The 24,112-nt window shown below is 72.0% G+C and carries 14 protein-coding genes; 7 read left to right on the top strand and 7 right to left on the bottom strand.

The genetic code is table 11. The features are described from left to right. The first annotated feature begins 71 nt into the window (after positions 1-71). Complete coding sequence (locus IPJ17_16015) at positions 72-1,844, top strand: peptidase M14 (GenBank protein QQR72979.1); 1,773 nt, start codon at positions 72-74, stop codon at positions 1,842-1,844. 122 nt (positions 1,845-1,966) lie between these two features. After that, positions 1,967-5,983 carry a DUF1343 domain-containing protein gene (locus IPJ17_16010; protein ID QQR72978.1) on the top strand — a complete coding sequence of 1,339 codons (4,017 nt, stop codon included), beginning with the start codon at positions 1,967-1,969 and terminating at the stop codon, positions 5,981-5,983. A 57-nt stretch (positions 5,984-6,040) separates the two neighbouring features. On the opposite strand, the gene IPJ17_16005 is transcribed toward IPJ17_16010, so the two are convergent. The 6 genes from IPJ17_16005 to IPJ17_15980 form a co-directional block, all read right to left on the bottom strand. Further along, positions 6,041-8,092, bottom strand: coding sequence for a dehydrogenase (locus IPJ17_16005; protein ID QQR72977.1), 2,052 nt, complete (start codon positions 8,090-8,092; stop codon positions 6,041-6,043). Positions 8,093-8,249: 157 nt separating this feature from the next. Further along, entirely contained in the window at positions 8,250-9,779 is a 1,530-nt protein-coding gene (locus tag IPJ17_16000) for a radical SAM protein (protein ID QQR72976.1), read from the bottom strand. Positions 9,780-9,847: 68 nt separating this feature from the next. After that, a complete protein-coding gene (locus IPJ17_15995) occupies positions 9,848-10,558 on the bottom strand; it encodes a glucosamine-6-phosphate deaminase (GenBank protein ID QQR72975.1) in 711 nt (236 codons plus the stop codon). Beyond that, on the bottom strand, positions 10,546-11,313 hold the full coding sequence (locus IPJ17_15990) for a ChbG/HpnK family deacetylase (GenBank protein QQR72974.1): 768 nt from the start codon (positions 11,311-11,313) through the stop codon (positions 10,546-10,548). The genes IPJ17_15995 and IPJ17_15990 overlap by 13 nt, the downstream gene beginning before the upstream one ends. Then, positions 11,310-12,239: a hypothetical protein gene (locus tag IPJ17_15985; protein ID QQR72973.1), complete on the bottom strand. Its 930-nt coding sequence runs from the start codon at positions 12,237-12,239 to the stop codon at positions 11,310-11,312. Before IPJ17_15985 ends, IPJ17_15990 begins: the two co-directional genes overlap by 4 nt. Before the next feature lie 74 nt (positions 12,240-12,313). Further along, positions 12,314-13,642, bottom strand: a complete 1,329-nt coding sequence (locus IPJ17_15980; GenBank protein ID QQR72972.1) for a sodium:alanine symporter family protein — start codon at positions 13,640-13,642, stop codon at positions 12,314-12,316. A gap of 99 nt (positions 13,643-13,741) precedes the next feature. Between IPJ17_15980 and IPJ17_15975 the strand changes: the two genes are divergently transcribed. Both IPJ17_15975 and IPJ17_15970 read left to right on the top strand, forming a co-directional pair. After that, entirely contained in the window at positions 13,742-14,650 is a 909-nt protein-coding gene (locus IPJ17_15975; protein QQR76199.1) for an N-acetylmuramic acid 6-phosphate etherase, read from the top strand. Between the two features lie 217 nt (positions 14,651-14,867). Beyond that, complete coding sequence (locus IPJ17_15970; protein ID QQR72971.1) at positions 14,868-17,807, top strand: TonB-dependent receptor; 2,940 nt, start codon at positions 14,868-14,870, stop codon at positions 17,805-17,807. Positions 17,808-18,049: 242 nt separating this feature from the next. Here IPJ17_15970 and IPJ17_15965 read toward each other — a convergent pair whose 3' ends face one another. After that, on the bottom strand, positions 18,050-20,128 hold the full coding sequence (locus tag IPJ17_15965; GenBank protein QQR72970.1) for a sulfatase-like hydrolase/transferase: 2,079 nt from the start codon (positions 20,126-20,128) through the stop codon (positions 18,050-18,052). A 378-nt stretch (positions 20,129-20,506) separates the two neighbouring features. On the opposite strand from IPJ17_15965, the gene IPJ17_15960 reads away from it, so the two are divergent. The 3 genes from IPJ17_15960 to IPJ17_15950 are packed head-to-tail and all read left to right on the top strand — an operon-like array spanning position 20,507 to position 23,947. After that, complete coding sequence (locus tag IPJ17_15960; GenBank protein QQR72969.1) at positions 20,507-21,598, top strand: DUF1611 domain-containing protein; 1,092 nt, start codon at positions 20,507-20,509, stop codon at positions 21,596-21,598. Beyond that, positions 21,595-22,662: a dipeptide epimerase gene (locus IPJ17_15955; GenBank protein ID QQR72968.1), complete on the top strand. Its 1,068-nt coding sequence runs from the start codon at positions 21,595-21,597 to the stop codon at positions 22,660-22,662. Before IPJ17_15960 ends, IPJ17_15955 begins: the two co-directional genes overlap by 4 nt. Positions 22,663-22,681: 19 nt before the next feature. Next, positions 22,682-23,947 carry an LD-carboxypeptidase gene (locus IPJ17_15950; protein ID QQR72967.1) on the top strand — a complete coding sequence of 422 codons (1,266 nt, stop codon included), beginning with the start codon at positions 22,682-22,684 and terminating at the stop codon, positions 23,945-23,947. The last annotated feature ends 165 nt before the right edge of the window (positions 23,948-24,112 follow it).

Raw genomic sequence — 24,112 nt, 5'->3', positions numbered from 1 at the left:
GGCGATGCGGCGGACCGCCGCGTGCGAGCCGCCGTGTAGACTCCCACGGGGCCACGAGGAGACTCCTCCGCATGAAACTCCCGCCAACCGAAGGGCCGGTCGTCGTCTCGATCCTGGGGCTCGCGTGGCGCGTCGGAAACGCCATGGCACGCCGAGCCGGAATCCGGGTCGTGCCCCCACTCGTCGTCGGGCTCGCCCTCGCCGCTGCGGCGAACGCGGTGCCGGCCGACGGCCTGCCGGCGAATCCCCTCGCCCCGGCGGCGCTCTGGGAGGCCTGGCCGACCCACCGTGTCGTGCCGATCTCCGCTGCCTGCCTGCGGCCCGCCGAGCTCGCCGAACGGCTGACGGCGCTCGCTCGGCGTCATCCCGGGGAGCTCGACCTGACGGAGGTCGGTCGCTCGGTGGAGGGGCGGCCGATCTTCCGGCTGATGCTCGGGCACGGTCCGGCGAAGGTGCTGCTCTGGTCGCAGATGCACGGTGACGAACCGTCGGCGACGCCGGCGCTGCTCGATCTCGCGGAGTATCTGCTGTCGCATCGCGACGACGCGGCGGTCGACCGGCTGCTCGCGGGGCTGACGTTGGTGATGGTGCCGATGCTCAACCCGGACGGAGCGGAGGCCTACACGCGGCGCAACGCCCAGGCGATCGACATCAACCGCGATGCGCTCAACCTGACGACGCCCGAGGGACGCCTGCTCGAGCGGTTGCGGCGCGAGCACGCGCCGATCCTCGGTTTCAACCTTCACGACCAGAACCGCCGGCGCACGGTGGGGGAGAGCCGGGTCCTGGCGGTCGGGGCGGTGCTGGCGGTGGTCGGAGACGCCGCGAAGACGGTGACTCCGGGTCGGCGCCGCGCGATGCGTGCCGCCGTCGCCGTGCAGGCGGCGATCGCACCGTTCGTGCCGGGACGGCTGGCACGCTACGACGACGACTGGAGCCTGCGCGCCTTCGGCGACAACCTCACCGCCTGGGGGACCCCCGTGCTGCTCATCGAAAGCGGCGGCGTGCCGGAGGGAGCCTCGCTCGCCGAGCTGACGCGACTCAACTTCGTCGCCCTCGGCGCGACGCTCGACGCGCTCGCCGCCGACGACCTCGCCGGGTTCGACGCGACGGCCTACGAGTCGATCCCCGAGAACAACTCCGACGTCTGGGCCGACGTGGCGTGGCGCGGCGGGCGGATCCGCCAGCCGGCCTCGCCGGAGGCCTATCGCGCCGACCTCGCCTTCAACGTGCTGCGCAACGACCGGGAGCGCGAGGGCTGTGCGCCGCAACGGCTGCCGCGCTCGCCACGGTCGGAGATCGTCGAGCTCGGCGACGCCCGCGTTTTCGGCGCGGCGCGCGAGGTCGACGCCACCGGCCGGGTGATCGTCGCGCCGTTCTCGGTCGGCGCCGCAGGCTGGAAGGCGCGCCGGCTCCTCGATGCCGCCGGCATCGACCGGCTGGCGCACCATGGGGTAGCCGAGGTGCGCTGGGCGGTGCCGGAGCGCAAGGTGGGGGCGGCACTGGCCCAGGTCGGAGCGCTCCGCGGTGCCGGCCGCCCTCGCGTCGAGGTGACGACCGAGACGGCGGCGCTGCCGCCATGCCGGCTGCGGCGTCCGCTCGGCACGCCGACCGGCGGGACCTTCGGCCAGCGGATCGAGGCGCTCGCGAGGGCTTGCGCGCTGCCGACCGCGGTCGACGAGAACGCGCGTCTGGCGGCGCTCTGGGCGAGCCGCCGGCCACTGCTGCGCTTCGAGGGGCCGGCCTCGTTCCTCGTCGTCGCCGCGCCGGGCGACGATCTGCTCGGCGGTGCGGTGGAGCGAGTCGTCCTCGAGGGCGTCGAGCTGGAAGGAGGATCCCGATGAGCCGGCGCCGCGCCGCCCGATGGTTCGCCGCCTCGCTCCTGTCCCTCGCCGGGCTGGCGGCCTGCCGGACCGCAGGGGGGACAGGCACCACCGCCCCGGGTTCCCGCCAGGCGCCGAGATCGGTGCCTGTCCCCCTTGCCGCGGAGCTCGACGGGGCGGGGAAGGCCTGGGTGGAGAAGACGCTCGCCGGGCTCGACCTCGAAGGCCGCGCCGCGCAGATGATCATGGTGCGGGCCTACGGCATGCCGCTCCATCCCGAATCGGCGGCCTACCGGGAGCTGCAGGAGCAGGTCGTCGGTCTGCGGGTGGGCGGCATCGTGCTCTTCCGCTCCGAGCTCGACACGATTCCGATCCTGCTCGACGAGCTGCAGTCGGCGGCCAAGGTGCCGCTGCTCGTCTCCGCAGATCTCGAACGGAGCCTGGCCTTCCGCGTCGACGGCGGCACCGTGCCGCTCCCCGGGGCGATGGCGATCGGCGCGACGCGCTCGGAGGAGGCGGCGCGCTTCGCCGGCGAGGTGACGGCACGCGAGGCGCGCGCCGTGGGGATCCACTGGGTGCTCGCGCCGGTGGCCGACGTCAACAACGATCCGGGCAACCCGATCATCAACATCCGGTCGTTCGGCGAGGACCCGGAGCTGGTGTCGCGCCTGGTCGCCGCCTTCGTGCGCGGCGCGCACGAGTCGCCGGACCGCTGGGTGATGACCTCGGTCAAGCACTTCCCCGGCCATGGCGACACGGCCGTCGACTCGCATCTCGTGCTGCCGACGATCCCCGGCGATCGCGCGCGGCTCGACCGGGTCGAGCTGGCGCCGTTCCGCGCGGCGATCGCCGCCGGGGTCGATTCCGTGATGTCGGGCCACCTGCGCGTGCCGGCGCTCGACCCGTCGGGCGCCGCAGCGACGCTCTCGCCGCTCGTCGGCACGACGCTGCTGCGCGACGAGCTCGGATTCCGCGGTCTGTCGGTGACCGACGCGATGGAGATGAAGGGCGTCGGCGGTGCCTGGATGGGGGAGGCCACCGTCGCCGCGGTGCGCGCCGGCGCCGACGTCGTCCTGTTGCCGCCGGACCCGCGTGTCGCCATCCAGTCGCTGGTGCGGGCGGTGCACGACGGGACGCTCACCGAGGCGCGGATCACCGAGTCGGCGCGCCGTGTGCTGGCGGCCAAGGCGCGTCTGGGTCTTCATCGCGCGCGATCGGTCGACCGCGTGCGGGCGCGCCGCGAGGTCGGGCGACCGGACGACGTCGCGCACGCCGAGGCGATCGCCCGCCAGGCGATCACCCTGGTGCGCGACTCCGGGGGCGTGGTGCCGCTTGCCGTCGAGAAGCCGCTGCGCGTGCTCCACCTCGTGCTCTCGAGCGACTGGTCGAATCCGGCGATCGCCGGCGTTCCGGAGCGCGAGCTCGCCGCGCGCGGCATCCCGGTCGAGAGCCGTCGGCTCGGACCGCAGCTCTCGCCGGCGACGGCCGACGAGATCGTCGCGCTGGCGAGCGCCTCATCCCCTTCATTGCCGTCATCGCCGCCGTTCACCCACGTGCTGGTCTCGGCGTTCGTGCGCGTGACCTCGTCGAAGGGGACGGCGGCGATGGACCCGACGCACGCCGCTCTGCTCGAACGGCTCGCCGCCGGCGGCGTGCCGGTGATCGTCGTCTCCTACGGCAACCCGTACCTGTTGACGCAGTTCCCGCACGTGCCGGTCTACCTGTGCGCCTTCAGTTGGGAGTCGGCGTCGCAGCGGGCGGCGATCGCGGCCCTGCTCGGCGAGTCGCCGATCGGCGGCAAGCTGCCGGTGACGATCCCCGGTCTCGCCCCGTACGGAACCGGCGTCGAGCGCGCGCGCCGCGACCTGACACTGCGTGGTGCCACGCCGGAGGAGGTCGGCTTCCGTCCGGACGGGCTCGCCGAGGTCGATCGCCTGCTCGACCAGGCGGTCGCCGATCGCGCCTTCCCCGGTGGGGTCGTGGCGATCGGCCGGCACGGGCGGCTCGCCCACCTCAAGGCGTTCGGACGGCTGAGCTACGACGAGGGCGCCGCAGCCGTCGTCCCCGACACGATCTACGACCTCGCCAGCTTGACGAAGGTCATCGCCACCACCAGCGTCGCGATGATGATGGTCGACGAGGGGCGGCTCGATCTGGACGCCAGGGTCGCGAGCTTCCTGCCGGGCTTCGTCGGTCCGGGCAAGGAGAAAGTCACCGTCCGCCACCTGCTCACCCACAGCGCCGGGATCGACTGGTGGGCGCCGCTCTACAAGGAAGTCCAGGGGCACGCCGCCTACCTCGAGCGGATCGAGGCGATGCCGCTCGTCGCCGAGCCCGGGACGGCGCTGCGGTACAGCGATCTCGGCATCATCCTGCTCGGCGAGATCCTCGAGCGCGTGTCGGGGCGGCCGCTCGAGGCGTTGGCGCGCGAGCGGCTCTTCGCGCCGCTCGGCATGCGCGATACCGACTGGCTGCCCCCTGCGGCCAAGCTCACGCGGATCGCTCCGACCGAGAACGATCCCTGGCGCGGTCGCGTGCTGCGCGGCGAGGTCCACGACGAGAACGCCTTCGCCCTCGGCGGCATCGCCCCGCACGCCGGGCTCTTCGGTACCGCACCCGATCTCGCGCGGCTTGCCCAGATGCTGCTCTGGAAGGGGGTCTACGACGGCAAGCGGATCGTCTCGCGCGGCAGCGTCGAGAGCTTCACCCGGCGCGTCGGCCTGCCTGCCGGCTCGTCGCGCGCTCTCGGTTGGGACACCCCGTCGGCCCACGGTTCGTCGGCGGGATCGCTCTTCTCGCCGGAGTCGTTCGGTCACACCGGCTTCACCGGGACGTCGCTGTGGGTCGACCCGCAGCGCGACCTCTTCGTCGTCCTGTTGACCAACCGGGTCCACCCGACACGCGAGAATCGCAAGATCGGCGCGGTGCGCGCCGCGGTGGCCGATGCGGTGGTCCGGGCGCTCGCCGACGGGGCGACGGCGACGGCCGCCGTCCGTCCCGCGCCGTGGCCGGTGCTCGTGGGGCTCGACCGCGTGGCCGCCGGGGAGGCGGGGAGCGAGCTCGCCGGCAAGCGGCTCGGGCTCGTAACGCATGCCGCGGCGGTGTCGCTCGAAGGCCACCCGGCGCTCGCCGTGCTGCGCGCCCGCGGCCTCGACGTGGTGCGGCTCTTCTCGCCGGAGCACGGCCTGCACGGGCAGGCGGCGGCCGGCGAGAAGGTGGCGAGCGGCGTCGACGAGGCGAGCGGTCTGCCGCTGGTCAGCCTCTACGGCGAGAAGACGAAACCGACCGCGACCGACCTCGCGGGCCTCGACGCGCTGGTCGTCGACCTCCAGGACGCCGGGGTGCGCTTCTACACCTTCGAGAGCACGCTCGTCGGCTGCCTCGAGGCGGCGGCCGATGCCGGCATCGAGCTCGTCGTCCTCGACCGTCCGAATCCCCTGAACGGCGACCGCGTCGAAGGCCCTGTCGCCGCTCCGCGCGACGTCGTGTCGGAGAGCTTCCTCAACCGTGCCCCGGGGCCGCTCGTCCACGGTCTCACCCTCGGCGAGCTGGCCCGAGTGGTCAACGCGCACCTGGCCAAGCCGGCCAAGCTCACCGTGATCGCGATGGATGGCTGGAAGCGGACGATGACCTGGAAAGACACCGGCCGGACGTGGCTCGATCCGTCGCCCAACCTGCGGAGCCCGGAGGCGGCGCTCGCCTATCCCGGCGTCGCGCTCCTCGAAGGGAGCAACGCCTCCGAAGGCCGGGGCACCGAGAGCCCGTTCCTGCTCGTCGGCTCGCCGGCGCTCGCCGGCGCGACGCTCGCGCTCGACACCCCCGGCTTCCGTCTCGTGCCGCGCCGCTTCACCCCGCGTGCGTCCGCTGCCGCGCCCCAGCCGAAGCTCGAGGGCGTCGAGCTGCCGGGCTACGCCGTCGAGGTCGTCGACCCGAAGTTCGCCCAGCCCTACCGGCTCGGCGTCGCGCTCCTCGCCGACCTCCTGCACCGCCCCGGCTTCGAGCTCCTGCGCGACGGCGCCGCCCTCACCCGCCTCCTCGGCACCCCGAAGCTCCTCGCCGACCTCCGCGCCGGCCGCACCGTCGACGAGATCCTCGCCAGCGACGTCGCCGACCAGGCGGCGTGGCGAGAAACGCGGCAGCCGTACCTGCTCTACGAGTAGGAGGGAGCGCGGAGCCGCATCGTGCGGGTGGCGTCGGGCCTGCCGAGGCGCCGCGCTCTACCGAGGCTCCCCCTGCGCCGCCCGCGCCGCGAGCGCGCGCTCGCGTACGGCGGCGATCGCCTCGTCGCTGAAGACGCCGTTGACGCCGGAGACGGCGGCGAGGCGCATGCCGTGCTTCAGGCCGAGGCGGTAGATCTCCTTGACCTTCTGCCACTCGATGTTGCGGCCGATGGTGAAGGTCTCGAAGCGCGCTTCGAGGGCGAGCACGATCGTCTCGGCGAGGCAGGCGTAGGCGATGCCCTTCGGCAGGCCGATGTTGCGCATCTGCGGGTGGCCGGGGAGGAGGATCTCGCCCGACTCGATCACCAGCACGTCGGGCCGCTTCGCCACTTCGCTCGGCGGCAGGTCGAGCGGCCTCGCCACGTCGGTGATCACGCAGCCCGGCTTGACCTTCATGATGTCGAGGATCTTCTTGCCGGCGCCCGACGTGGCGGTGACGATCATGTCCATGTCGGCCAGGAACTCGTCGGGCTTGTGGGCGAGGTGGAGCCTGGCGTCGGGCGTGTCCTTGAGGATGCTCTCCTTGAGCGTCAGGAGCTTCGCCGACTCGATGGAGACGAGGTAGACCTCCTCGACGGCTTGCGCGAGGAGGCGGGTGCACGCCGAGCCGATCGCTCCGGTCGCCCCGATCACCATCGCCTTGCCCTTGACCTTCCCCTGGCGGTCGAGCGGCACGAGGCCGAGGCGGCGCGCCGCGTCGGCGCCGGCCCAGAGGGCGGCCGAAGCGCTGTAACTGTTGCCGGTGGTGATCGGCAGATCGGCGCGCTTGGCCACCGTGACCCCGGCATCGCCCACGACTTTGGTGAATGCGCCGAGGCCCATGATCTGGGCGCCGAGCTTCTCGGCCATCCGCGCCGCGGCGAGCAGGCGGCGGTAGGTGAACTCCGGGCTGTGGGCCAGGAGCTGCTTCGGCGTGCCTCCGACGGAGATCAGCCAGCCTTCGGCCTCCGCGCCGGTCGGCGACTCGATGCCGGTGACCTTGGAGTAGAGGAAGGGCGGGGAGTAGGCGATCAGCTTCTCGACCAGGTTCATCCCGCGTTTGCCCGCGGCGCGCGACAGGATCTCGACCGGCTTGACCGTCTTGAAGTACTCCTGCGACAGCGGATGGATGACGAAAGCGAACCGGTTGATGCGGCGGTAGCGCCCGCCCGGGTAGAGCATCCGCGGCGAGAAGTCGAGCCCGCCGAGCACGTGCAGGTAGTCGTCGTAGAGCACCTCGTCGCGCGGCTTCTCGAGCGCGGCGAGGATCATCGCGTCGAGCACGTTCAGGCCCACGACGCGCTCGAGCAGTTGCGGCGTGCGGTCGATGACCACGTAGACGCCCTTTTCGCCCAGCCGGGTCAGCGCCTCCTCGGTCACCGACGACGTGACGACCACCTTGCGGTGAAGCTCGTCGTTCGAGTACTGCTCGATCTCCTGCCAGGGGCCGACGACGAAGTGCGCCCATTCCATGGCGCGCCGCACCGCACGGCGGGTCAGCGGCAGGCGCGGCGGGCCGTCCTGGGCGAGGGGCCGCGAGGCGGTCCACCGCCGCAGGCGCGCCGCCGTGCCGGCATAGGTTTCGAGGGCGCGGAGCGAGTTGAGGATCCGTGGCACGCCGTGCAGCGTGGCCGGGTCGGCGAAGCGCAGGTTGCGCGAGTGCTCGCCGAGGATCGCCGCCGTACGGTAGTTGGTGATCCCCGAGAGGAAGAGCGTGCGGGCGTTGGTGAAGTACTGGCCCTCTTCACTCTGCACGTGGCGCACGCACCATTCGTCGAAGAAGGTGCGGAGCGTCGCGCCGGTGGTCACCGGAACGTTCGTGACGACGCCCTCGAGCCGGGAGGTCAGCCGGTCGCGCAAACGCCGCGTGCCGACGGTGGCGTGGTCGCGCACCATGCCGAGACCGATGGCGTCGGCCTCCTGCTGCGCCCGTTCGAGCAAGGTGATCGCCTTGTCGACATCCCAGTCGGCCCCGACGCGACGGAGATGGAACGTCTCTCCCAGGAACTCCGTGGTGAACTCGTAGTCGGCGGCACTGGGCGCGAGACTGACACTGACGATGCGCTTCATCGGTCTCTCCGGCGGATGTTGCAGCCCCGAAGGATACCCTCGTCGCTCCGGTCTTGGCGCGGGTCGATCGTGCCGCGGAGCGGCAAGCGCCGCTTCGCGATCGCGGCAGCGGCGTCGGTCGTTTCGCCGCCGCTGTGCCGACGAGCTGCTGCGCTGGTCAGCCGGGGCTGTCGGAACAGGACGGAACGATCTCCACCGGGCTCAGGGGAGTCCTTCGCGTGCCTCGCCGCTCGAGCTGCCGGCGAAACGCCAGGTGCCGCCGCCGCATGAGCTCGACGAGCGGGCTCCAGGCCGCATGGGTGAGGCGATGGCGGATGAGCAGGTGCCAGAGCCAGTTGGAGCGTTTGTAGAGGTAGGAGCCGGCGAGATAGGGGAGGACGCCGCTCCAGCTCGCGGGGCGGCGGCGCCAGATCGAGGCGTGGGAGAAGAGGCGCCGGTAGGCCCACTCGTAACCGCTCGCCAGCTCGTCGGCGCTCATCCCCTTCGGCTCGAAGACGACGTGCGCCGTGTCGTAGAGCGACCAGTCCTCGTGTCGCAGCCGGCCCTCGGCCTTCAGTCGTGCGAACAGCGGCGTTCCCGGGTAGGGGGTGAGGATGTGGAAGGTCGCGCATTCGAGGCGGTGGGTCTCGATCCACTCGACGGTGCGCGCGAAGACGTCGGGCCGGTCGTCGTCGAAGCCGAAGACGAAGCTGGCGTTGACCTGGATGCCGTGGTCGTGGAGCCGGCGGACGCGCGCGGCATAGTCGTCGGGCAGCGGCGACCGCTTCCCGGTGCCGGCGAGGCTCGCGGCGTTGATCGTCTCGAAGCCGACGAAGACGCCGGTACAGCCGGCGAGCGCCATGGCGCGCACCAGCGACGCGTCCTCGGTGACGTCGAGCGAGATCGCCGCGCTCCAGATCTTCTCGAGCGGCGCGATCGCGGCGCAGAGCTCGCGCAGGGATTCGCGGTGCGAGCCGAGGTTGTTGTCGACGAAGACGGCGTAGGGGCTGCCGCTCGCCGCGAGCTCGGCGGCGACCTGCGCGGCGTCACGTCGACGGTGAGGGATGTGCAGGCCGTCGGTGGCGAGGTAGCAGAAGTCGCAGCGGTTGTGGCAGCCGCGGGTGGCGATGAGGCTGGCGGAGGTGAGGAACTGGCCGCGCGGCACGAGATCGCGACGCGGCGGCGGGTCGTCGCGGTAGGGCCGGTCGTAGCCGCCCGTGTAGCGCCGGGCGAGCTCGCCTCGCTCGACGTCGCGCAGGATCCGCGGCCAGAGTTGCACCCCTTCGCCGAACGCCAGCGCGTCGGCGTGCGGCGCGCATTCGTCGGGGCACGACTGGACGTGCAGGCCGCCGAGCACCACCTTCGCCCCCTGGGCGCGGTACCAGGCCGCGAGCTCGAAGGCGCGCCGGGCGAAGGTGAGGTGAACGGTGATGCCGACCACCTGCGGGAACGGCTCGACCGGTGGCGGTCCCTGCAGCAGGTTCTCGTCCCAGTAGGCGACCGTCCAGTCGGCTGGCGTGGCCGCGGCGAGCGAGGTGAGCGCCAGCGACGGCGTCAGGACGTGCTTGCCGAAGCTGGCGTGCGGGTCCTTCGGGTAGAAGGGGTTGAGCAGCAGGGCGTGGCGCGCCCGGATCGCCGGGTCGGCGACCGGTGCCGGCAGGGCCGGCGCTTCGCGCAGGGCGCGGGGCACACGTCGTGGGCTCGCCATCTCTCCTGATACGAGGCGCAGGATCGTCCCGCGGAGGGACGCGATCCTGCCCCCTGGCTTGTGCCCGGTCAGTCGAGCTCGGCCGCGGCCTCGTGGGTGAGCAGCAGGTCGAAGTTCGGGTGGTCGCGCAGCAGGCTGCAGGGCCAGGCGGGGTCGGATGGACCGACCACGAGGTGGCGCACGGCGCGTGCCTTGGCGGCCGTGGTGGCGAGCATCAGGAGACGGCGCGCGCCGCGCAGCGGGCCGAAGCCGAGGGTGATCGCCTGGAGCGGACGCCAGTCGGCCGGTGCACCGAGCGAGTCGGCGAGCGCCTCGGGCAGGTCCACGAGGTGCGTTCCCTCGCTCGGCACTCCCGGCAGGTTGTAGCCGACGTGTCCGTCGGCACCCACTCCGAGGATCGCGAGGTCGAGCGGCCCCGCCGCGGCGAGCGCCCGGTCGTAGCGCGCGCACTCGGCCGCCGGCCCGGCCTCCGCATCGGGGATGTCGCAGCGGGCGCGGTCGAGGCCGATCCGTTCCCAGGCGTGGCGCTCCATGAAGGCACGGAAGGTCGCCGGATGCCGGCGCGGCAGGCGCAGCTCGTCGAGGTTGAACGAGCGTGCGCGAGAGAGGTCGAGCGATCCGCCGGCGTGGGCGGCGGCGAGCTCGGCGTAGAGCGGAACGGCGGTCTTGCCGGTGGGAAGCGCCAGCACCAGCTCCGGCCGCTCGGCGGCACAGCGGGCGACGAGGTCGGCGGCGGCGCGCGCCACCGACTCGGCCTCGGCGAAGATCAGGACCCGCATGCCTGGTCGAAGCGCAGTCGCCGCAAGCCGAGCTCGTCGGCGAGCGCGCGCGCCGACGGATCGCAGAGCACGGCGATCTCGCGCTCGCGCGCTTCGGCGTAGCCGCTCTCGCGACGCAGCGCGTCGTCGGGGTGCCCCGGATGGCACATGACCTCGGTGGTGCCGCCGGCGGCCGCGGCGTCCCGCAGGATCTCGTGCAGCACCGGCAGGGTCGCGGCGGAGTCGAAGAAGCGCTCGACGAAGCGGTCGGTGGTGGCGAGCCCCTCGCCGGCGAGGCGTGCCGCGATCGCCTCGGAAGATCGCCGCACCGGCAGGCGATGCGTCCGCGCGACGAGGGTCAGGGCGTCGAGCACCGCCGGATGGCGATGCGAATGGTGGTGGCTGTCGAGGTGGGTCGGCAGCCGGCCGACGAGCGACACGAAGATCTCGAGCTGATGCCGGATCTCGGCGAGCAGCTCGTCAGGATCCGGAGCCCCAATCAGCTCGGGCTTGCGAGCCAGCCTCCCCGCGCCGTCGACCAGGCTCGGGACCTCGGCTGCCGGGAGCGTCGGTTCGGCGCCGGTGAGCGTGACGTGCAGTCCGACGCCGAGCGCCGGGTGGTCAGCGAGGGCGCGCGCGGCGTCGCGGGCGGCCGGGAAGCCGACCATCAGCGTCGCGCTGCTCACCAGCCCGTGGCGGTGCGCGGTGAAGATCCCCTCGTTGATCCCGATCGTGCGACCGAGGTCGTCGGCGTTGACGACGAGCCCGGCGCTCATCGATGCGGCTCCGCCGGGGCGCTCGTCGAGGGTTCGGCCAGCAGCCGCAGGGCGAGGGTCACCGCGCCGGCGGCGGGCTCGACCTCGAGGCGTACGACACGCGCCGCCGGGAGCTCGAGATCGCGCTCCAGCCGTCGCACCAGACTCGGGCAGGCCTTGTAGGCGCCGCCCGAGAGGACGAGCGGGAAGGTGCCGGGAAACTCGAGTTGCCGCACCACCGACTGGGCGGCGCGCGCCAGATGCCCCGAGGCCTGGTCGAGCAGGTCCACCGCCGCGGCGTCCCCTTCGTCGGCGGCCTCCTCGACGACCGAGGCGAGCTGCGCGACGCGCGTCCGCGAGAGCTCCTGGACGTAGAACCAGTCGACGAGGTCGGAGGCGGTGGCGAAGCCGAGCTTGCGGCAGATGCGGTCGTAGAGCGTCGTCGCCGGACCGCGACCGTCGGCGGCGCGGATCCCCTGGCGCACGGCGGCGTGGCCGAGCCAGAACGCCGAGCCTTCGTCGCCCAGCAGGTAGCCCCATCCGCCGGAGCGCGCCGTGCGGCCCGTCGCGTCGATGCCGTAGGCGATCGAGCCGGTGCCGGCGATCAGGACGACGCCGACGCCGTCCGGCGCGCCGGCGACGAGCGCCACGACCGCGTCGTTGACGATGCGCACCGCGCGCTTGACGCCGAGCCGCCGCAACAGGTCGCGGACCAGATCGCGGTCGGCGTCGAGCGCCACGCCGGCGATGCCCAGGCAGAGGGCATCGACCTGCGGCGCGTCGAGCGCGTCGATGACCTGGTAGAGCGACTTCTCGACCCCGAGCTCGCCGTGCGCCCGCAAATTGGCGCCGCCGGCTCGCGCCTGACGCAGCACCGTGCCGGTCTCGTCCGCGAGAAGGCCCACCGTCTTGGTGCCTCCCGCGTCGATGCCGATGACGTATCGCATGAGTGGATCTCCCTTCGGCCCCCTCCCGGTCCGAGGGTAACACGTCGCGCCGGGGGTCCTCGCCCCCGCGGGCGTCAGCGTTTCGCGCGATCCTCGCGCAACGCCGTGGCGACGAGGCCCGAGAGCCCGAGGACGCCGACGAGGTTGGGGAAGATCTGCAGCCCGTTCATCAGGTCGCCCCAGGCCCAGACGAGATCGACGCTGGTCGTGGCACCGAAGACGGCGAGCCCGCAGTAGATCCAGCGATAGGGCAGGACGACCCTGCTGCCGAAGACGTAGGAGAGGAACTGCTCGCCGTAGTAGCCCCAACCGATGAGCGTCGTGTAACCGAAGAGCAGGGCACTGACCAGCACGACGAGTCCGCCGAAGGGGATCACCTCGGCGAAGGCCTGGGCCACCAGGGCGGTGCTCTTGAGGCCCGAGCCGGCGACGCCCGCGACCAGGATGGTGAGCGCACTGACGCTCGAGGTGACGAAGGAGACGATGTAGACCTCCATCATCGCGTTCAGCCCCTGCTGCACCGGCCGATCCGACCTGGCGCTGCCGTAGGCCACTGCCGCGGTGCCGTAGCCGGCTTCGTTGGCGTAGATGCCGCGCGCCAGGCCGTAGCGGACCGCCAGCATCATCGCGGTGCCGGCCGCGCCGCCGGCCGCGGCCTGAGTGGAGAAGGCCTCGCGGAAGATCAGCGCGAAGACCCCGGGAATGCGTCCGGCGAAAGCGACCAGCACGACGATGCCGCCGCCGAGATAGAGCAGCACCATCGCCGGGGTGATGCGCTCCGCCGCCCGGCCGATCGAACCGACGCCGCCGATCATCACCAGCCAGGTGAGCGCCGCGAGGGCCACCCCGGTGACCCAGGCCGGCACACCGAGCTCGCTGTGGAAGACGACGGCGATCGAGTTGGTCTGGGTGAACGGCGTGGTGGTGAGCGAGGCGATGCCGGCGATGAGGGCGTACGCCATGCCAAGCTTCGGCATGCCGAGCCCGTCGCGCAGGTAGTGCATCGGCCCGGTCGACAGGCCGCTGCCCTCGGCGGCGCGGAAGCGCATGGCGAGCACCGCCTCGGCGAGCTTGATCGTCGTGGCGAAGAAGCCGTAGGCCCAGATCCAGAAGACCGCGCCGGGCCCGCCGGTGACGATCGCCGTGGCGACGCCGGCGATGTTGCCGGTGCCCACCGAGGCGCCGAGCCCGGTCATGAACGCCTGGAACGGCGAGATCGCGCCGACCGCACCGTCGGCGGCGCGCGGCTTGAGGGTTCGCAGCGCCTCCGGGAGGCGGGTGAGCTGGACGAGGCGGAAGCGCCAGGTGAGGAAGACCCCGGTGCCGAGCAGCAGGGCGATCGTCCAGGGGCCCCAGACGGCGTCGCTCGCCGCTTGGACCGCCTTCGTCAGGGCTTCGACCATGTATCCTCCTCGGCAGCGACAAGTGGGCCGGCGCGGATCCTAGCGTGAGCGGCCGGGAAGGAGACGGTCGTGAGCGGAACGGGCGGACGACACGAGGGGATGGAGGGGCAGCGGCGTTGGGAGGCCCTTCCCACCGAGGCACGCAACCCGGCGAGCGTCGAGCTCGACCGGCTTTCGCCGGAGGCCGCGGTGCGTCTGCTGCTCGAAGAGGACCGGCGAGGGATCGACCGGGCCCTCGCCCAGGCCGGGGACGTGGCGCGTGCGGCCGAGTGGGTCGCCGAAACGCTCGGCGGTGGCGGCGACGTGATGCTCGCCGGAGCCGGCACCAGCGGTCGACTCGCCGTTCTCGAGGCGGCCGAATGCCCGCCGACCTTCGGGACCGATCCGCAGCGGATTCGTGCCGTCCTCGCCGGGGGGCCGGAGGCGGTCTTCCGCGCCTTCGAGGGGGCCGAGGACCGGGCGGACGACGGAGCCGCAGCAGCAGCCGAGCTGCGCCCCGGCGATCTGTTGATCGCCATCTCGGCGAGCTCGGTGACCGCCTTCGCCCGCGGGGCGCTCGATGCCGCTCGCCGGCGCGGCGCCCGCACCGTGTTGCTCACCTGCGCTGCCGGGCAGGACGCGGTCGGGGCGGCGGACCTCGTGCTCGCGCTGGCCACCGGACCGGAGGTCCTCACCGGCTCGACTCGCCTCAAGGCGGGCTCGGCGACCAAGGCGGTGCTCAACGCCATCACCACCGCGGCGATGGTCCAGCTCGGCAAGGTCTACGAGAACCTGATGGTCGATCTGCGGCAGGGCTCGGCGAAGCTGCGCGACCGCGCCGTGCGGATCGTCGCCGCCGCTGCCGGCAGCGGTCGGGAGGCGGCCGAAAAGGCGCTCGCCGACAGCGCCGGCGAGGTCAAGACGGCGATCGTCGCGTTGCGTCTCGGGCTCTCCGCCGAAGCGGCTCGCACCCGCCTGGAGACGGCGCGCGGCCACGTTCGCGACGCTTTGGCGACGGTTCCGCGGTGAGACCCTGATGCGGCGGGCGTGTTACAGTCCTGAGCCGTCCTGAGTCGTCGATTCTCGGTCGTTCCAAGGAGCGACCGTCTGCAGTGGCTGGAACCGAGACCCTGATCCCCGCGAAGTGGGGATCTTGCCGCCGGCAACCCGCATCGCGGGCGGCGTTCGGTCTATGACGCGCCGCCGCACCTTGCCAATGCGGCCGGCCTACGAGGAGGGCAACCCCATGAGGAAGTGGCTCGCGTGCTGTCTGACGCTGGCGCTCTTCGCCATACCGGCGATGGCCCAGCAGACCGGATCGATCTCCGGCAAGGTGGTCTCGTCTGAAGGCGAGGCGCTCCCCGGTGTGACGGTCGAAGCGACGTCGAACGTGCTGCCGCAGGCGCGCGCGACGGTTACCGCCGGAAACGGCGAGTTCCGGTTGCCGCTGTTGCCTCCCGGCAACTACGAGCTGACTTTCTCTCTCGCCGGTCTGACGCCGGCCAAGCGGAATGTCGCGGTCGCCCTGCAGGCCAACACCGCCGTCTCGGTCACCATGACGCCGGAGGCGATCTCCGAGTCGATCGAAATCACCGCGGCCGCCACGCTGGTCGACACGACCTCGCCCGAGCTCTCGGCGGCGGTCAGCTCCGACGTCATCGCCGGCCTGCCGGTCGGCCAGGAGTATCGCGACCTCGTCAAGCTGATCCCCGGCGTCCAATACACCGAGGACGCCGTGCGCGGACCGAGCGCCGGCGGCAGCGGACAGGACAACGTCTACAAGTTCGATGGCGTGAACGTGAACCTGCCGCTCTTCGGCACGCTCTCCGCCGAGCCGTCGTCGCACGACATCGACCAGATCTCGGTGGTCAAGGGCGGTGCCAACGCGACCGATTTCAACCGGTCGGCCGGCTTCTCGATCAACTCGATCAGCAAGTCGGGCACGAACCAGTTCAAGGGCTCGCTCTCCTACAAAGCGCAGACCGAGAGCATGACGGCGACGCGCGAGACGAACAGCGCTTCGGTCTTCGAAGAGGACAAGAACTGGCTGGTGGCCAACGTCGGCGGCCCGATCTTCAAGGAGCGGCTGTTCTTCTACGCCTCCTACTACGCGCCGAACACGACGCGGCAGAACCGCTCGAACTTCTACGGCGACGTGCCGGACTACGAGGTCGACCGCGACGAGTACTTCGGCAAGCTCTCCTATTCGCCGACCAACTCGATGATGCTGCACGGCAGCTACCGCACCTCGGACCGCACCGACGTCGGCACCAGCGTCAGCGGACAGTCCTCGGCCGGCTCGACCAGCCTGGGCGCCAAGGCGACGCTCGACATCGCCATCCTCGAGGGCTCGTGGGTCATCAACTCGAACAGCTTCGCCTCGTTCAAGGTGACCGACTTCGCCAACGAGACCGCCGGCGTGCCGGACAACCTCTTCGGCTTCGGCGTCTACCTCGACGGTTCGAGCGACCTCAACATCGGGGCACTCGACACGATGGGCCAGCTCACCGTGCCGGTGCCGCTTTCCGGCCAGACGGCGTTCAACGCCTTCATCGACCCCTACATCCAGCGCTACGGCTACCTCGACAACGGTGTCCGCGTGGGCGGCGGCCGGGTCGGCGGCTACTCCGAGGTGAACAACCAGGACTTCTTCCGCCGCAGCTATCAGGGCGGCTACGACTTCTCCTTCGGCGACACGATCCAGCACGAGCTGCACCTCGGCTACCAGTGGTTCCGCGACTCCGAGGAGCTCAACCGGATCTCGAACGGCTGGGGTCTGCTCACCATCCCCGGAGGCCGGATCAACTGCCCGGCCAACTCGACCTGCGCCGGCCAGCCGGTCTTCTTCCAGGCCCAGGTGCAGCAGCAGGGCATTCTCACCGCCGACGGCACCCTGGTGCCGACGATCGAGTCGTCGTACGTCTCGCAGAACTTCGAGATCAACGACGTCATCCGGCTCGACAACCTGACGCTGAACCTCGGCCTGCTGGTCAGCAACGACCAGCTCTACGGCCAGGGCCTGCGTCCGGTCTCCGGCAACGCGTCGGGCTTCGCGCTCGCCAAGGGCCACAAGTACAAGATGTACGAGCTCTCCTACGGCGACACCTTCCAGCCGCGCCTCGGGGCGGTGTGGGCGTACGACGGGAGCAACACGCTCTTCGCCAACATCGCCCGCTACATCCCGGCGGCGAGCTCGCTGCCGCGCGCGGCCTCCTGGGCCCGCAACTCGGCGGCGCTGATCAACGCCTACTTCGACCAGAACGGCAACTTCATCGGCTCGAGCCCGGAGGCCTCCTCCTCGGGCAAGTTCTTCCAGGACAACCTCGATCCGCGCACCGTCGACGAGTACATGATCGGCACCTCGCGCAGCCTCGGCCACGGCTGGTCGACGCGCGCCCAGGTGCGCTATCGCTACGGCTACAACTACTGGGAAGACACCGAGAACGACTCGCGCCTGCGCTACCTGCCGCCGGCGGGGATCCCGCAGGAGCTCTACATCGGCAACCTCGCCCAGGTGCGCGGTGAGATCGGCGGCTCGAGCTACGTCATCGCCGAGCTCGACGGCTCCTTCACCAAGTACTGGGAGGCCGGGCTCGAGGCGGAGTGGCGCGGCAGCAAGGCGTACTTCCGCGGCTCGTACGTCTGGAGCCACTACTACGGCAACTTCGACCAGGACAACACCACGACGTCGCTCAACAACGACCAGAACATCTTCATCGGTTCGTCGAACATCGCCGACGGTGCCGGTCGCCAGCTGTGGAACTTCAAGTACGGCAACCTGCACGGCGACCGCCGCCACCAGCTGAAGCTCTACGGCTACTACACCCTGCCGTGGCACGCCAGCCTCGGTGCGTACGGCATCTACCAGTCGGGCCAGCCGTGGGAGGCCACGGACGTCGAGGTCTACCGCGCGCTGACCACGAGCACCAGCAACACCAACCGTTACGCCGAGCCCGCCGGGTCGCGCACCACCGACGCGCACTACCAGATCGACCTGAACTACACTCAGGACATCCCGATCGGTTCGCGCTTCAACCTGCAGGCCCGCGTCGACGTGTTCAACGTGCTCGACAACCAGACGGGCTACAACCCGCAGGAGATCCGCACCGTCACCTCGACCTTCGGCCAGATGCAGTCGTTCTACGACCCGCGTCGCTTCCAGTTGGCCCTGAAGTTCGAGTTCTGATCGGCCGGCGTCCGGGGCCTCGCCACGAGGCCTCCGGTCGGCGATCCCCGAGGCCCGCGGAGCGATCCGCGGGCCTCTCGTTCTTCTGGTGGAGACCCTCTCCGGTCGGCTCGGTCAGCGCCGGCCGGTCCAGCGACCCCGCGTCGTCCCGACGCCCGGGAAGGACCGGGCGAGGGGTTGGGCGCGATGCCGGATCGCTTGCCTCCGGCGATCGGGACGAGGTCGACCTGCGGCGGTGACGTTCAGTTCGGCAGCAGACCGGCGAAGAGACGCTCGCGGGCGATCAGCGCCCGTGTCTCCGCGTCAGAGGCCATCCAGGCGGCGCGCACCCGTTCGGCGCGATCGCTTTCGTCGAGAAGCACGGCGACCTGGGCCCGCTTGAACAGTGCGAGCGCGTGCGCGGGGTGGTTGGGCGCCACCCGGTCGAGCGCCTCGCGTGCCTCGGGCAGGCGACGCGCTTCGAGATAGAGCACGCCGAGCTCGAGGTCGTGGACGAACGCCGCGCCCTGTTGCGCCCGGGCCCGCTCGAACGCCTCGAGCGCCGCGGCGCTCTCGCCGACGCTCATCTGCGCCTCGCCGAGCTCGACGAGCAACGGCCCCGGGTCGCCGGCGAGCGGCACCGCGCGTTCGAGAAGCGCCGCCGCTTCGCTGCCGCGGCCCTGTTGCAGCCGCACGCGGGCGAGGCCGGCGAGCGCCGGCAGACGGTCCGGTTGTGCCGCCAGCACCGCTTCGAAGAGCGGTGCGGCCTCGGCGAACCGCCCGCGGCTCAGGTGCTGCATCGCCAGGTAGTGCCGCACCTCGAGCGACTCCGGGTCGATCCGTCGCGCCCGCTCGAAGGTGCGCAGCGCCTCGGCGTCGCGGCCGGCGAAGCCCTGCGCCACGGCGAGGCGCACGGCGGTCATCAGGTTGCCCGGGTCGTCGCGCAGGATGCGCTCGAAGATCGGGATCACCTGGGCGTAATCGCCGTTGGCGAAGCGGCGCGAGCCGAGGTCGAGGTGGCCGAACAGGTGCGTCATCTCCGCGGCACGCGGCGCTCCCGCCGGCACGCCGGCGGGGGCCCCCGCCGAGGTGAGGTAGCCGAGGCTCGCCAGCCGGCGTTGATCCTCCTCGCGCAAGGCCGGCTCGGGCACGCCGGGCTTCGGCGGCGTCGGGAGCGGGTAGTCGGCCACGGCTCGCGCGAGCGTGCGGTCGGGGGACGCCGAGGCCGCCAGATCCTGGGCCTCCCGCGGGTCGGCGACGACGTCGTAGAGCTCGAGGCGGCCGGAACGGATCAGCTTGTGGCGCCCGAAGACGGCCATCGTCTGGGGTTGCCAGCGGTAGTTGAGAAACGGTTGCATCGCCTCGCCGAGCGCCGGCTCCGTCGCCGGGGCGAGCAGATCGCCCGCCGTCGCTTCGCCCGCCCAGGAGAGCAGCGTCGGGCGCACCTGCCGGATGCTCACCGGATCGCGTCGTTCACCGGCGGCGATCCCGCTGCCGGCGACGAACAGCGGCACCCGCATCACCCCCTGGTAGAGCAGGTTGCCGTGCAGGCTCTCGCCATGATCTCCGCGCCCTTCGCCGTGATCGGCAAGCACCAGCTCGCGCCACGGGCCTTGCCCGACCTTCGCTTCGAAGGCCGCCAGGAGTCGACCGAGCTGGTGGTCCATCGCCGCGATCTCGCCGCGGTAGAGGTCGTGCGGGAAGCGCGAGCGGAACGGCTCCGGCGGATCGTAGGGGTCGTGCGGATCGTAGTAGTGGACCCAGAGCAGGAACGGTCCGCCGGGTGCGGCGGCCAGCCAGGCGAGCGCGCGGTCGGTCGTCGCACCGGCATCGCGTTCGACCCGGCCCGGGCCGAAGGCGTCGTCGTAGACGGTGAAGCCGCGGCCGATCCCGACCTGGCGTTCGAGCGGATAGCCGGAGACGAAGGCCGCCGTCGCGTAGCCGAGCTCGTCGAGACGCTCGGCGAGCAGTGGGACCCGATCGGCGATCCGGCGCCCGTTCTCGTGGACGCCGTGACCGGCCGGGTAAAGACCGCTCATCATCGACGCGTGCGCCGGGAGCGTCGTCGGCGCGGTGGAGTAGGCCTGCGCGAACCGGAGCGACCGCGCGGCGAGCGTGGCGAGCGCGGGTGTCGCTGCCGAGTCGACCTCTGGCGCGACAGCGTCGGCGCGGGTCGTGTCGAGGGTGACGAGCAGGAGCGACGGTCGGGCGACCGCGGGGTGCGTCGGCTCGGCCCGGGGGGTCGAGCGCGGGCCGCAGCCGGCGACGAGGAGCGAGGCGGACACGACGAGCCGGGCGGCGACGCGGCGGCCGAAGCGGCAGAGCGGGCGGGGGGGCGGCATCGCCGCCGACTCTAGCCCGGATTTCTCACCCCGTTCCGTCGCGAGGCGGCGCAGATGGCTGTGGCTGCAAGGCGCCGCGACCGAGGCCGGCGCAGGCGTACTGGGCAGTACGTCGAGCCGGCCGACCGAGCGCAACGCTGCAGACGCGGCCAGATGCGACGCCGCAGCAGGAGCGGGGTGAGAAATGCGGGCTAGTGGGCCTCTGGCGAGCCGGCAACCGGTGAAGATGCGAACCGCCCGCCTCTCGCGCGACTCTTGGAAGGGCGAGAGCGTCGTTCAAGCACGCTCGGGGCGGCGAGTGGGCGCGGGCGGACCGCGCGACGAGAAATGGGCGGAGGATCGCTCCAACCTCCGGACACCGCGTTAGCATGCGGCGCGATGCCCGACACTGCGATTCTCATCACCGCCGGCCATCTCGGCGACATCCACGGCAAGAGCGCCCACGGGCTCATTCGCGGCCCGTCGCGCTGGGAGATTCTCGGGGTGATCGACCCGGCCTTCGCCGGGCGCGACGCCGGCGAAGTGGTCGACGGCCGCGCTCGCGGCATCCCGGTCTTCGACTCGCTCGACGGTGCGGTCGCCGCGCTCGGGCGCGCCCCCGACTGGCTGGTCGTCGGCGTCACCGCGCAGGGTGGGCGGATGCCGGCGGAGGCCCGCGAGCTCGCCATCGCCGCCCTGCGCCGCGGCATCGGCGTGGTCAACGGACTCCACCAACTGCTCGACGACGATCCGGTCGCCGCCGCGGCGGCGGTCGACGGCGAGGCGACGATCGTCGACGTGCGACGGCCGAAGCGCTTCGAGGAGCTGCGCTTCTGGACCGGCGAAGTGCTCGGCCTCGCCGTCGCCCGGGTCGCCGTGCTCGGCACCGACTGCGCCCTGGGGAAGCGGACGACGGCGACTTTCCTCGCCGGCGCGCTGCGCCGACAGGGCGTGCGCACGGAGCTCGTGACCACCGGTCAGACCGGCTGGCTGCAGGGCTACCGCTACGGCTTCGTGCTCGACGCGACGCCGAACGACTTCGTCGCCGGGGAGCTCGAGCGGGCGGTTCTCGCCTGCGCTCGCGAGGCCTCTCCTGATCTCATCCTCATCGAAGGCCAGTCGGCGTTGCGCAATCCGAGTGGCCCGTGCGGGGCCGAGCTGATCCTGTCGAGCGGGGCGCGCGGCGTCGTGCTCGTCCACGCGCCGGGGCGCGAGCTGTTCGAGGGGCTCGAGCCGACGGGAGCGCGGATTCCGACCCTCGCCAGCGAGGTGGCACTCATCGCGCAGTACGGGGCGAGCGTGCTCGGGATCGCCCTGAACGGCGAGGGCCTCGACGACGCGGCGCTCGCGCGCCACGCCGAGAGGATCGAGGCGGAGCTGGCCATTCCGGTCTCACGACCGCTCGTCGACGGCGGCGAGCCGCTCGTGCCGGCGCTCTCCCGCTTCGCCCGCGCCGCTCTGGCGGGCCGCGACGGCAGGACGGTCGGATGAGGATCGACCGCCTCGAGGTGCGGCGTGAGCGGCTGCCGCTGACGCGGGCCTACACCATCGCGCGGCGCACCATCGCCGAGGTCGAGCTGCTCTTCGTGCGAGTGCACGCCGGCGGCGAGATCGGCCTGGGCAACGCCTCGCCCGGAATCGGCGTCACCGGCGAGACGGCGGCGAGCTGTGCCGAAGCGCTCGAGCGTGCGGCCGAGCTGCTCACCGGGCGCGATCCCGGAGAGGTCGGCACCCTGGCGCGCCTCTTGGAGCGCGAGCTGCCGGCGGCTCCCGCGGCGCGCGCCGCCTGCGACATGGCGCTGTGGGATCTTCTCGGTCGCCGGCTCGGGGTGAGCGTGGTCGAGCTGCTCGGCCGGGCGCATCACCGTCTGCCCACCTCCGTCACCATCGGCATCCAGGGCGTCGAGGAGGCGCTCGACGAGGCGCGGGAGCATCTGGCCCGCGGCTTCCGCGCCCTGAAGATCAAGCTCGGGCACGACGTCGAGGCCGACATCGAACGGCTGGTGCGATTGCGGGAGGTCGTCGGGGCGGGGATCGCGATTCGCACCGACGCCAACACCGGCTACGACCTCGCGGCGCTGCGGCGCTACTTCGACGGGACGCGCGCCCTCGACCTCGAGCTCTGCGAGCAGCCGCTGCCGCGCGGACGGGAAGGCGAGCTCTCGACGCTCGACGACGCCGAACGAGCCTGCCTGGCCGCCGACGAGAGCCTGCACGGTCCAGACGACGTCGCGGCGCTGCTCGTCCCGCCGCGACCGTTCGGCATCTTCAACATCAAGCTGATGAAGTGCGGTGGGATCTCGGCGTCGCGCCGCCTGGCCGAGGTCGCCGAAGCGGTGGGCATCGGGCTGATGTGGGGCTGCATGGACGAGAGCCGCGTCGCCATCGCCGCCGCGCTGCATTCCGCGCTCGCCGCGCCGGCGACGCGCTTTCTCGATCTCGATGGAAGTCTCGACCTCGCGTGCGACGCTGTCGCGGGCGGCTTCGTGCTGCGCGACGGGATGCTGTCGACCGCGCCGGGTCCGGGGCTGGGCGTGCAGTGGGAGGCAGAGTAGAGCCAGGGGAGGACGGGCGATGGTCGCGAAGCACAACTCGGTGGTCCGGGCGGCCCTCGCCTGTTCGGTGATCGCGGCGTTCGGCGCGGGGTGTCACGCCGCCGCGCCGGCGACGGGGCGCGACGGCGGCGCCCGGCGGCAGATGCTCTGGCCGAAGAAGCTCGTCCCCGGCGACACGATCGCCTTCGTCGCCCCGGCCGGGGATCTCGACCGCGAGCGCATGGCACTGGCGCGGCAGCGGCTCGAGGCGCGCGGCTACAAGGTCGTGCAGCGCGACGACCTCTTCTCCCAGGAGGGCTATCTCGCCGGCAGCGACGAGCGCCGCGCCGCCGAGCTGATGCAGTGGTTCGCCGACCCCGAGGTCGACGCGATCTTCCCGGGCACCGGCGGCTACGGCACGATGCGCATCCTCGACAAGCTCGACTATGCGCTCATCCGCAACCACCCGAAGCTGCTCATCGGTTTCAGCGACATCACCGGACTGCATGCCGCGATCAACCGCCGCGCCGGGGTGGTGACGTTCCACAGCCCGAATCCGATGTGGGGGCTGGGGAGCCCGGACGGCCTCACCCCCTTCTCCGAGCGCTGGTTCTTCCGCGCCATCGAGCAGCAGGCCGGCGTGGGGCCGTATCGGCTCGAGGTCCCCACGACGTTCGAGCCGGCCGCAGCGGCGAGCGCCGTGCCGACCGCGGCGGCGGCCGGCGGTCCGGCCGGCATTCCGGTCGGCATTCCGGTCAGCGACGCGGCGGCCGCCACGGCGACCAAGCCCGCCGTCCAGTCGACCGAAAGCGGCAGCGGCGCAACGAAGCTCCAGCCGCTCGGTGCCTGGGGCAAGGGGCGGGCGCGGGGACGCCTGACCGGCGGCAACCTGTCGCTCATCTCGGCGCTCGAGGGTACGCCCTACGCGATCGACACCCGCGGCGCGATCCTGCTCGTCGAAGACGTGCGCGAAGCGCCGTACCGGGTCGACCGGATGCTGCGCCAGCTCCAACTCGCGGGCAAGCTCGCCGAGCTCCGGGGAGCGGTGCTCGGTCAGTTCACCCGCAACTACGACCGCGAGGACGAGACGCGCCGGCCCGATCCGCGCTACACCGTCGAGGGCGTCCTGCGCCAGTACTTCGAGAACGCGGGGATTCCGGTGCTTTACGGCTTCCCGCTCGGACACGTGTCGTGGAACGCGACGCTCCCGCTCGGCGGCGAAGTGGAGATCGACGCCGACCGGCAGGAGCTGCGAGTGCTCGAAGGAGAGAGCGTTCCCTGGCTCGATGCCGCGAACCCGAAGTAGGCGGAGGTCGCGGGGAAGATTCAACTGCAGGTCGACGGGGTGAGGCTGGCCTGCGAGGTCTTCGGCACGGGAGAGCGGCCCTGGGTGGTCTTCGTCCACGGCTTTCCGTTCTCCCGCGCCACCGGGCAGCGCGAGGCACAGGCCTTGGCCGGCTCGTACCGCGTG

It is taken from the genome of Holophagales bacterium, assembly GCA_016699405.1.
Classification (GTDB): domain Bacteria; phylum Acidobacteriota; class Thermoanaerobaculia; order Multivoradales; family JAGPDF01; genus JAAYLR01.
Note: the sequence above shows the minus strand (reverse complement) of the source record. Positions and strands in the feature narration are given on the sequence as shown.